This is a genomic window from Aminobacter anthyllidis (genome assembly GCF_018555685.1).
Lineage (GTDB): Bacteria > Pseudomonadota > Alphaproteobacteria > Rhizobiales > Rhizobiaceae > Aminobacter > Aminobacter anthyllidis.
The window spans coordinates 206,994-216,950 of sequence record NZ_JAFLWW010000011.1 but is presented as its reverse complement, the minus strand read 5'-3'; the positions used below and the strand labels follow the sequence as shown (position 1 = coordinate 216,950).

The 9,957-nt window shown below is 60.6% G+C and carries 13 protein-coding genes; 7 read left to right on the top strand and 6 right to left on the bottom strand.

All coding sequences use genetic code 11. From position 1 onward, the window contains the following. Positions 1-288: 288 nt before the first annotated feature. Both J1C56_RS28240 and scpB read left to right on the top strand, forming a co-directional pair. A complete protein-coding gene (locus J1C56_RS28240) occupies positions 289-1,248 on the top strand; it encodes a DUF1403 family protein (RefSeq protein ID WP_214393305.1) in 960 nt (319 codons plus the stop codon). A gap of 2 nt (positions 1,249-1,250) precedes the next feature. After that, positions 1,251-1,976 carry an SMC-Scp complex subunit ScpB gene (gene scpB / locus J1C56_RS28235; protein WP_214393304.1) on the top strand — a complete coding sequence of 242 codons (726 nt, stop codon included), beginning with the start codon at positions 1,251-1,253 and terminating at the stop codon, positions 1,974-1,976. Between the two features lie 131 nt (positions 1,977-2,107). Here the strand turns inward: scpB and J1C56_RS28230 are convergent, their stop codons facing one another. Then, positions 2,108-3,163, bottom strand: a complete 1,056-nt coding sequence (locus tag J1C56_RS28230) for a Fic family protein (protein ID WP_214393303.1) — start codon at positions 3,161-3,163, stop codon at positions 2,108-2,110. A gap of 323 nt (positions 3,164-3,486) precedes the next feature. On the opposite strand from J1C56_RS28230, the gene J1C56_RS28225 reads away from it, so the two are divergent. Both J1C56_RS28225 and J1C56_RS28220 read left to right on the top strand, forming a co-directional pair. Next, complete coding sequence (locus tag J1C56_RS28225) at positions 3,487-3,714, top strand: helix-turn-helix domain-containing protein (RefSeq protein WP_214393302.1); 228 nt, start codon at positions 3,487-3,489, stop codon at positions 3,712-3,714. Next, positions 3,711-4,970 carry a type II toxin-antitoxin system HipA family toxin gene (locus tag J1C56_RS28220; protein ID WP_214393301.1) on the top strand — a complete coding sequence of 420 codons (1,260 nt, stop codon included), beginning with the start codon at positions 3,711-3,713 and terminating at the stop codon, positions 4,968-4,970. Before J1C56_RS28225 ends, J1C56_RS28220 begins: the two co-directional genes overlap by 4 nt. 235 nt (positions 4,971-5,205) lie before the next feature. On the opposite strand, the gene J1C56_RS28215 is transcribed toward J1C56_RS28220, so the two are convergent. The 3 genes from J1C56_RS28215 to J1C56_RS28205 all read right to left on the bottom strand — a co-directional run bounded on the left by J1C56_RS28215 (position 5,206) and on the right by J1C56_RS28205 (position 7,008). Then, entirely contained in the window at positions 5,206-5,679 is a 474-nt protein-coding gene (locus J1C56_RS28215) for a type II toxin-antitoxin system VapC family toxin (RefSeq protein WP_214393300.1), read from the bottom strand. Continuing rightward, positions 5,676-5,978, bottom strand: a complete 303-nt coding sequence (locus J1C56_RS28210) for a type II toxin-antitoxin system Phd/YefM family antitoxin (RefSeq protein ID WP_214393299.1) — start codon at positions 5,976-5,978, stop codon at positions 5,676-5,678. The genes J1C56_RS28215 and J1C56_RS28210 overlap by 4 nt, the downstream gene beginning before the upstream one ends. Before the next feature lie 559 nt (positions 5,979-6,537). Then, the gene (locus J1C56_RS28205) at positions 6,538-7,008 is read right to left on the bottom strand and encodes a TOBE domain-containing protein (RefSeq protein WP_214393298.1); all 471 of its coding nucleotides are present in this window, start codon (positions 7,006-7,008) and stop codon (positions 6,538-6,540) included. A 143-nt stretch (positions 7,009-7,151) separates the two neighbouring features. Between J1C56_RS28205 and J1C56_RS28200 the strand changes: the two genes are divergently transcribed. Both J1C56_RS28200 and J1C56_RS28195 read left to right on the top strand, forming a co-directional pair. Beyond that, positions 7,152-7,385 (top strand): AbrB/MazE/SpoVT family DNA-binding domain-containing protein, encoded by a 234-nt coding sequence (locus J1C56_RS28200; protein ID WP_214393297.1) that lies wholly within the window; start codon positions 7,152-7,154, stop codon positions 7,383-7,385. Next, positions 7,382-7,786 carry a type II toxin-antitoxin system VapC family toxin gene (locus J1C56_RS28195; RefSeq protein WP_214393296.1) on the top strand — a complete coding sequence of 135 codons (405 nt, stop codon included), beginning with the start codon at positions 7,382-7,384 and terminating at the stop codon, positions 7,784-7,786. Before J1C56_RS28200 ends, J1C56_RS28195 begins: the two co-directional genes overlap by 4 nt. A 64-nt stretch (positions 7,787-7,850) precedes the next feature. Here J1C56_RS28195 and J1C56_RS28190 read toward each other — a convergent pair whose 3' ends face one another. Then, positions 7,851-8,615, bottom strand: a complete 765-nt coding sequence (locus J1C56_RS28190) for an SDR family NAD(P)-dependent oxidoreductase (protein ID WP_214393295.1) — start codon at positions 8,613-8,615, stop codon at positions 7,851-7,853. A gap of 278 nt (positions 8,616-8,893) precedes the next feature. Between J1C56_RS28190 and J1C56_RS28185 the strand changes: the two genes are divergently transcribed. Then, positions 8,894-9,580: a TetR/AcrR family transcriptional regulator gene (locus tag J1C56_RS28185; protein ID WP_214393294.1), complete on the top strand. Its 687-nt coding sequence runs from the start codon at positions 8,894-8,896 to the stop codon at positions 9,578-9,580. 9 nt (positions 9,581-9,589) lie between these two features. On the opposite strand, the gene fdxA is transcribed toward J1C56_RS28185, so the two are convergent. Continuing rightward, complete coding sequence (gene fdxA / locus J1C56_RS28180) at positions 9,590-9,925, bottom strand: ferredoxin FdxA (RefSeq protein ID WP_115734032.1); 336 nt, start codon at positions 9,923-9,925, stop codon at positions 9,590-9,592. Between the last annotated feature and the right edge of the window lie 32 nt (positions 9,926-9,957).

Sequence of the window (9,957 nt, the reverse complement as noted above, 5' to 3'; positions counted from 1 at the left end):
GGCAACAATCGTCAGTAAGGTTGGAAAATCAAATGCTTAAAGAGAAGCGGGTTCGTCGCCATGCACGTAGTCTCACGAAAACCGATTCAGAAAGGCGGCGAATCTCACGATATCCGGTCAGCTGACAACGATTTTCGGGGTTCTGATCGATGATAGGGGCCATTTCCTATTTAAAGACGAAAACGAACGATAATGCAAGATTATCAGTCATTATGGCCGCACGACAGGCGGTGCGTTTTGATGTCGTTCGTATAGTCAAAAGCGCACGCACGATTTACGATATCCACCATGATTCGAACCGACTCATCGCTTGCCGCTTCGCCGCCGCCGCCGCGCGTTCCGTCTTGGGCGTTGCCGGGCGGGACCGTCGACCACGAAACCGACGCCGCTTTCTTTGCCGGCGCCGCCTTGACGTCGCTCGACACTCTGGTGCGTTCCGAACCGCCCTGGGCCGGCGCCTGGCGCCAGCGGCTGGCGCTGAAATGCGCCGCCGCCGCCGTGCGCCTCGCCGGTCGGAGCGAAGATGAGAGCGCGCTCCGTGACGCCTGGTATCTGCGGCCTGCCGCCGGTGATCCCGGTCCCGCCGGCACCATTTTGGCCGCGTGGCGGCAGCTCGCGGCTCGGTCGCCGGTGATCGACACTGCGCGGCTGGCCGAAGTGGTCGTGCTGCTCGGTCTGCGCTGGGACGACGGCTTTGCCGATCTCCCGGGGGCGATTAACGACCTGGTCCGCTCCGGCCGCCCGGCGCCGTTTGTCGCCGCGGCGATCGCCGGCCAGATTGTTGCCCTGTCGCCTGGCGCGGAATTGCTGGCCTGGTGGTGCGCCGATCTGGTGCTGGCGCAAAAACTGCGCTGGCCACGGCCGGTGCCGCTGCTGATGGCGCAGGCTTTTGGCCCCGCCTTTCGTACTCAAGGAGCGCGCGCGGCAGGAACACGCATCCGACCGGGAGGGGAAGGATTTGAAGGGGCGGTGTGCCTGGCGCTGGTCCAGGGCTCAGCCGATGCTTGTGGATTGGCTGGTGAGCTGTCGCGGCGCGCCGAGCGGCTTGCGGCAGTGATGCCAAAACTGCGCGCCAAAGGGGCTGGTGACGCGATAAAAAGACTGCTCGATGACGATGCCGTGCCCGGCTCGCTGACCACCAAAACCTTGTCGCGGTTCGGGGCGCGGCGACTATTCGAGCGGCTGCAAACATTCGAGGCGGTGCGAGAGCTGTCGGGTCGTTCTTCCTTCCGGCTGTACGGGCTGTAGCGATGGTTGAAGCGTCCGCGCGCAAAGGGCAAAACGAGCAGCTCGGGCTGTTCGACCGCGAGCTCGAGCACCTGCCGCCGGAACTGCGTTGGCGTGAATGGATGGGTCGGGTCGAGGCGGTAATCTTTGCCGCCAGCACGCCGGTCACACGTAGTGTGCTCGCGCGAGTGGTTGGCAAAAGCTGCAACATCGAGCTGATCATCGACGACATTCGCGCCGAGCTCGCCGGGCGGCCCTACGAGCTGGTGTCGGTCGCCGGCGGCTGGCAACACCGGACCAAAAAGGCATTCGCCGACGTCATTGGCGCCGCTACAGGCCAGGCAGAGAACGCACGATCGATGTCGCAATCGGAAGCGCTGGTGCTGATGTGCATTGCCTACTTCCAGCCGATCACTCGTGGCGAGCTATCGTCGTTCCTTGGCAAGGAGGTGTCGCGCGATCTGATCGGCGTTCTCCGATCGCAGGATCTTATCGCGTCGGGACCGCGCTCGCCGCAGCCTGGTGCGCCCTATACTTATGTGACCACCAAGGCGTTCCTCTCTCATTTTGGCTTCGACACGCTACGCGACCTGCCGGATTTCGAGGCGCTCGAGGATGCGGGCCTGCTCAGCAAGGACAAGCTACTGGCTGGAGAGATTCCTGTCGGCCCGGCAAGAGGCCAAGGAGACGATGACAACGACCTGTCGGATAGCGCAGTCTTTGAGGGTGAGGCGATGGGTGAAATCTAACGCCCACGAAGGCGGATCTGATTGCCCTCGCAATAGCAGTTTGAAGGGTTACATTAGGGGCGTGGACGCCGTGGCGGTGTTTGGCATCAAGCCATCACCGCGGCGGTGAAACCCCTGGGATGCCTCATGCTTCACATACCCTGGCTGTACCAGGTTCCCTTGCCGGTTCCATGCTGGGTCAGATGGTTTGCCTCGACCAGAGTGGCCAAGTGTTTTTTGACGGTGTTCCGGTTTGCGCCCGTCAGGTTGACGATCTCGCCAATCGTCATGCACCCGCGCTCTTTGATGGCTTCAACAATTTGAAGGGAGAGTTCCGGCAACGTGCCGAGCACAAGACGTTCGCGCTCGATTTTTCTCTCAAGCCGCCGCTTTTGCTGCTGAAGAGCGCGCAGGAAATACACAGCCCAAGGCTGCCAATTCGGCTTCGGACTGCGGATCGTTTTCTTGGTCTGGCGCAGTGCCAGATAATAGCCCTCCTTGCTGTTCTCAATCACGCTTTCGAGCGACGTGTAAGGCACATACGCGTACCCGCTGCGCATCAGCAGGAGCGTCGTCAAAACGCGCGACAGCCTTCCATTGCCGTCCTGGAACGGGTGGATCTCCAGAAACACCACGGTGAAGATTGCGACGACGAGCAGAGGATGCAGGCTTTGCTCGTTAAGGGCGTTGCGTGTCCACTCGATAAGCTCTTGCATCCGCTTTGGCGTTTCGAAAGGCGTCGCCGTTTCGAAGATGACGCCGATCTCTTTTCCATCGCTATCGAACGCACTGACATTGTTGGCGAGTGTCTTGTATGCGCCACGATGGCGCGCATCCTTATTGCTGAACGCCAACAGGTCACGGTGTAGCTGTGTGACGTGGTTTTCGGTCAGATCAATCGCATCGAAATGCGCAAAAATCATTTCCATGACTTGTGCATATCCGGCGACCTCCTGCTCGTCTCGGGATTCGAAGGATTTGATGTCGAGGTTGGCGAGCAGCCGCTCGACTTCGGCGTCAGTCAGCTTGCTGCCTTCGATGCGGGTAGAAGAGCCAATGCTCTCGATGGTCGCGACGCGGCGCAGAGCCGATAGGCGCTCCGGCGCGAGCGTGCCCAGCGCACGCCACGCCCCTTTGAACTCGTCAATCTCCGAGACCAGAGCAAGGATTTCGACGGTGATATGCAGGGAATCGATCTTGAGCGTCATACCCAAAAATATACCCAAATATACCAAAACGCGGGGCGCGGAGAACGCCGGCGGTATGCGCGCCTGGCTCAAGGCTCGGCCTTGCGGGTAACGATCCCTTTCGTCAGGATCGCCGTCGCCCTCCTTGGGTGAGGCGACGGACGGCTCCAGACGAAGCAGAACTGCCTTCAGGAGGGTAGGACCCTACGGGTTTTCCTAATGATCCCGAACGGGACGATACCCAGTAGGCTTTTCAAGCTTTTGCCGGAAATAATCCCGCTCGGTACTTTTTGTGAATTTTGATGTAACATCCTGCTATAATAATCCCGATAGGGACGATCTATATGCAGACAATCTTTGACACCAAAAGCCTTGGCCTTCTGATCCGCACGGAGCGAAAGGCACAAAAACTCACCCAGGAGCAGCTCGCCGGGCTGACCGGTGTGGGCATACGCTTTGTGCGCGAACTCGAAGCCGGGAAGGAAAGCTGTCAGGTCGGGCGCGCCCTGCAGGTGGCATCGTCTCTTGGGCTCACAGTCTCCGTCCGCAGCAGGCGGGAGAGTGAGACATGACGCATATTCTCGACGTCTGGTTCAACGACGCGAGAGCCGGGGCGCTCAGTCAGGATGATGGCGGCGCCCTCGGCTTTGCTTATGACAGGGATTATCTCGGGCGCAGGGGCGCGCGGGCAATCTCGTTCTCCCTGCCCTTGCAAGAGGCGCCGCATGCGGACCGGATCGTCCGGCCGTTTTTTTCCGGGCTTTTGCCTGATGAGGGCGCGCGGCAGCGTCTTGCCGGGGCGCTAGGCATCTCTTCCGGCAATGCGTTCGGCCTGCTTGAAGTCATCGGCGGCGAATGCGCAGGCGCGCTGTCGCTGTATCAGGCAGGGGAGACGCCGCCGGCTTCTGATGAAGATGGCGTCGAAATACTAGGTGCCGAGCGGCTTGAGGAAATCATCGGCAAGCTGCGCGACCGCCCCTTGCTGGGCGGGGAGGAAGGGGTTCGAATCTCTCTGGCCGGAGCGCAGGACAAACTCGCCGTCTGCGTCGACGGTGACAACATCGGCCTTGCCAAGGGCGGCCGTCCGACGACCCATATCCTTAAGCCCTTCATTCAGGCGCTCGACGGTACCGTTGAGAACGAGCTGTTCTGCCTGCGCCTTGCGACGCGGCTGGGCCTTCAGGTCCCAAAGGTCGAAATGCGCCGTGCGGGCGCCGTATCGTACCTGCTTGTAGAGCGGTACGACCGCCATCTGCATGAAGATGGGCGCATCACGCGGCTGCATCAGGAAGATTTCTGCCAGGCACTCAGCGTACCGCCGGAGCTCAAGTACGAGAAAGAAGGCGGGCCGGGGACGGCAGCCGCGCTCGGGTTGATTGACCGCGCCACCGCGCGCCCTGCGGCGGATCGCCTTGGCTTTATCCGGATGCTGATTTTTCACTATCTCGTCGGCAACGCGGACGCCCATGGCAAGAATTACGCGCTGCTTTATCGCGACCGGGTCCCGGACCTTGCGCCGCTCTATGACGTGGTGTGTACCGCCGCCTATCCGCGCCTAGCGCAGAAACTCGCCATGGCCATCGGCGGGCGAAATGTCCCGGACACGATCCACCTGAAGCAATGGCTGACGCTGGTTCCTGATACAAAGGGCGCGCAGCGCCTGCTTGTGAAGGATATCGCTGAACTTGCCGGGCCGATCGGAACGCAGGCGGACCAACTTATCGGCGAGCTGGAAGCGGAGGGCATCGCGCACGATATTCTGAAGGACATACGCGCCGTCATCGAGACGCGCGCGACGCACCTTTGCAAGGTCGCCGAGAGCCTTTGACAGCCATGACGTTACAGGAGAACTGACCTCATGACTTTATGCGCTGCCTGGCGTCGTGACGGGACAATCAATTTTGCTTCCGACTCCGAGCTTTCCTTCGGAGCGACCTCTGCGCCTATTGCGATAAAGGTCGTGCGAGCACGGTTTCGGATTGGAGGACCTTCCGATGAACGCGGGGTTGCCGACCTGGTGGCGGAAGGCAATAGCTGGCGCAGTTGACGGGAAGCGTTCGGCGCTATCGCTTTCGGCTGACGCGCGGGCTCAAGGGGAACATCCGGAGATCGTCATTCCATGGATCGAACACCGTCGCGCCCGACGGCTTCGTGTCCTTCACGTTGCGGGCAACCAGATAGAGATCGTGCTCGATTGCTGTTGCGGCGAGCATTGTGTCGATCACCGGAGGTGGGTGGCCGCTCGCGCGCTTTACTTCACCCGAAATCCGGCCCCAGCGGCGAATGATATCGTCATTGAGAGACAGCACACGCTTGCCGAAGCGCTCGGCAAGCGCATCCAGCGACGCGATGTAACGCGGCCGATCGGCATGGTCGTCCGGAAGGTTGTGAATTCCCTTGTCGTATTCTGCTAGGGTCAGGACGCTGATATGGAACGTTTCTTCCTCCTGCCCGGCGGCCCAGGCCTTTACCGATGGTGCGCCCTGCGGATTGATCAGGGCGGCTACGACATTGGTGTCGAGCAGCCAACCCCTCAAAGCTCCACATCCCGGCCATGATCGGCCTCTCGTGTCAGATCAAGCGCTCCAAGATGCAGGCCCTCCATGAATTCGAGGAAAGGTGGCCGAGGCTTTTCCGGAGCGAGCCGCTCGAACTCTTCGACGCTCATCACAACAACCGCATCTTGGCCGCGTACAGTCACGCGCTGCGGTCCGTCTTCGTGTGCATGCCGCACCACCTCACTGAACCGGGCTTTCGCGTCTTCGAGCTTCCATCGTCCAGCTGCCGTCCGGCTGCCAGACCGCTTTGTCTTTGTCAGTTCCGCGTGCTTGCCCATCGATCCATACCTAGTCAGCTAGTCAGATACATCGCACTACTATGACCGGACCTCCAGATCGCAGTGCGCAAAGAGTGCTGAAAAGTGAATGGGGAGACGTAGCCAAAGGCCGGTGGCCAACGGAGTCTTGCGAAGCCATCGCGCCGCAGGACGGGCCGCGACGGGCGCGATCTCGGGCTGAAAAGGAAAAGCCCGCCGCGGGGAGGAGGTCGCGACGGGCTCAATAACGAAGCGGCCATGGGAGGAGTTGGCTGCTTGGTGTTGCTACTTCTGGGAGGAGGAAAGTGGCAACAAACGGTGAGATAGGTATACGCGCAGGAAGGTCCAAGGCGCGGCAAAGTTCCCTACGCACTCCTTGGCCTCTGGTTCGCCAGGAAGGGCAGGCATAGCTGTTCGACCTGCCTAAGATATGTTCGAGTCTGTACGGACCATCCCATTCGCCTAGCGAAGCCGCCAGTCACAGCCGCTGGTGATCTGCCAAGGTGCGGATCTAATCTTCGCCGTGATCGCCCCAGGGCGATTTCGTGCTCATGCAGCACGGGCGATAGCGGAGCCGTACTCATCGAACAGTGTCACTCGGTTGCCGTCGATTGCGATACCGACCGTCTCGCCGATGCGGACTGCTGTGTCCGCGGGCGCACTGACATTTATCAGGCCGCTGCTCATTACGGATGAAGACGCTGGTGTTGCCGCCGAGATATTCAGCTACCTCAACTGTGCCGCGGCAGTTGCCGTTGTCAGGTGCCACAAGCGTCAGATGCTCGGGCCGTGCGCCGAGCTGCGTCGGCGCGCCGGAAAAGGCGAGGGACAGCGTGCCCTGGCCGGCGAGGTCCAACTTGGCGTCGCCAGATGGAGCACAGGCGAGCACGTTCATCTTGGGGCTGCCGATGAACTGCGCGACGAACAAATTGGCGGGACGCTCATAGAGCTCGTACGGGCTGCCCTGCTGCATGACGCGGCCTTCCTTGAGCACGACGATGCGGTCGGCCAGCGTCATCGCTTCGACCTGATCGTGGGTGACATAGATCATCGTCGCGCCGAGCGCGCGGTCGCGAGCCAGGAAACGAGGCTCGACAAACCCGGAAGCAACGGCTGATGCAGGGGATTGAGTTTTCGGCGAGAAAGTAATACCTCTTTCCAAGAGTGCATTACCACGGATATGGAGAAGCTCGTATGAGCACGACAGTCACAGCAAAGGGCCAAGTCACCATCCCAAAGCCGGTGCGCGATTTGCTTGGGATTGTTCCTGGCAGCAAGGTTGATTTTCATCGGGCAGCCGATGGCAGTGTAGTGCTTGCTCGCTCCGACAAAAAGCAGCCCACGAGCCGTTTCACCAAGCTGCGCGGTCACGCCGGCAAAGGTCTTGATACAGACACAATCATGGCACTGACGCGTGGTGAAGCGTGACGCTGGTTGACACCAACGTCCTGCTAGATCTTGTTACCGACGATCCGAGTTGGGCTGACTGGTCAGTTGCCCAGCTTGAGGCTGCCAGTCTCGTAGGGCCGTTGGTGATAAACGATGTGGTCTACGCTGAGCTCGCTGTTCGGTACGATCGCATCGAGGCTCTAGATGGTTTTCTAGACCAGGCTGGCTTGGAAATGGTGCCAGTTCCGCGTGCGTCGCTTTTCCTAGCCGGAAAGGTGTTCACGCGATACCGCAAGTCTGGTGGATCGAGAACGGGTGTGCTGCCCGATTTCTTCATCGGCGCTCACGCAGCAGTTAGTCAGCTTCCCTTGCTGACCCGTGACGTTGGCCGATACCGGACATATTTTCCGTCGTTGAAGCTGATTACGCCGGATACCTAGTGTTACAGCAGCTTTGCCAAGCTGAATTCTCTGCTTCTGAGGCACGCACCGGGCTCATCGCCTTCTAAGCAGAAACGCGTAGCGTCTGGCCGCCATCAGCGAGCAGGGTCTGGCCGGTGATCCAGGCGCTCAGCGGGGAGGCGAGGAACAGGATAACGCGCGTGATGTCCTCCGGCGTGCCGAAGCGGCCAAAAGGGAAACTGGCCTGCGTCCTCTTGTAGAGTGCCGGGTTCTCAATCCGGCACTTGTCCCACCACCCGCCAGGAAATTCCAGGGAACTAGGCGCAACGCAGTTGACGCGGATGCCCTTCTCGGCAAGCGCTGCGGCTTGCGACAGGGTGAAGTGCATGATCGCCGCCTTCGCGGCACCGTAGGCCGGCGTGGTCGGGGCAGGGGCGAATGCAGTGCGCGAGGAGATGTTGATGATGGCCGGGTTGGTCCCTTTTTCCAGGTAGGGTTGCGCGGCGCGTGATGCACGAACGGTGGCGAGTACGTCGACACCTAGGCTTGCGGCCCAGTCCTCTTCGGTGTCGGAACTAGCCTTGCCGGTGGCGTTGTTGACCAGGATATCGATGCCGCCAAGACTGGCAGCAGCGTCCTCGATATAGGCCATGATCGAGGCGTGCTCGGCGAGGTCACAACATGCCGCGTGGGCGATGACACCGTGTATTGCAATACTTTCTCGGGCAGCTTCGAGGTCGTCTTTGCCGCGAGCGCAGATCGACACCGATGCCCCAGCCTCTGCGAAGGCAAGCGCGGTGTGGAGGCCAAGCCCCCTGCTGCCGCCAGCGATGACGACATGGCGCCCGCTCAGATCGTGCTCGAACATCTGAAACCCTCCCGCTTTCCCGCCGGCGAACTTATCTGCAATATTTTCATGCTCAAGGAGAAAATTGCCTTGCATGATCCCTTGGCATCGCCATGGTGGGGCGGGTGTGCATGCCCGACGAAGCCATATTCCATAGCCAGCTTTCGGTGATTGCCGAGGTTGCGCGACGGCCAGCCACGGATGGGAAAGCTGTGGTTTGATGGCACGGAGGCGCCTTGCGAATGAGTGGAAACAACGACAGTGGAACAGGCGAGTTGGCAAGCTCGGACATGCGGAAAATGACGACCAAAGAACCGGCAGATCTGGCGACACTGGAGGCGGATGGGGCTGTCCGCGAAATCAACCGGACTGCGCGCAGGGCTTCGGGCCGCAAGCCGAGCCGCAAGACCGAAGGTGTGCAGGAAAAGATCCTCGACGCCGCCGCCAAGGTGTTTGCCCAGAAGGGCTATCAGCTCACCAAGCTCAGTGAAATTTCCGACGCGATCGATCTGCATGTGACGGCGCTGCGCTATCACTTCCCGACAAAGGACGTGCTGGTCGAGGAAATGATCAACAGCCTGACCCGGGAGCTGCATATGAGGCTCTTGGCCACGCTGCAGCAACTGCCGCCGGAAACGTGCTATCGCGAGCGCATCGAGGCAGCGGCGATCACCTATCTCAACACGACGCTGCAGAAGCTCGACTACATCGCTGCGCATGGCAATGTCATCAATCAGGTTCCAGAGGACGTGCGCGAGCGGCATTTCGGCCTTTTGAACGAGACCAACAGGATCTGGCGCGAACTGATGACGGCCGCTTCCGTGGCAGGCGAATTGCGGCCCGGCATCAATGTGTCGCTGGCCAACCAGGTGCTGCAGGGAACACTGATCTGGACCCGCGAATGGTACCGGCCGGGGGGGCTCACGCCGACCGAGCTCGCGGTGCAGATCCTCGATATCCTGTTCGATGGGATCGCGCCGCGTTAGGCACAGCTGTCAACGTGCAGCGGCCTCTGGCGAGAAATGGGTTTCGAACTTGCCATCGAGCCCCTTGAAGGCTTGTGCATCCTGAGGTGGCGGCAACTGGGCCGAAATGACAGGCCATTTCGCTGAATACTGCCTGTTCAGCGCCAGCCACTTTTCCGCCAGCGGGTCGGTATCGGCGAGGATCGCATCGGCCGGGCACTCCGGTTCGCATACGCCGCAGTCGATGCAAACCTCTGGGTCGATCACCAGCATGTTTTCGCCTTCGTGGAAGCAGTCCACCGGGCAAACAGCCACGCAGTCGGTGAACTTGCACCGCACGCAGGCGTCGGTCACCACATAAGTCATCCATCGTCCCTCCAAAGCCGTGGCGGGAAGCT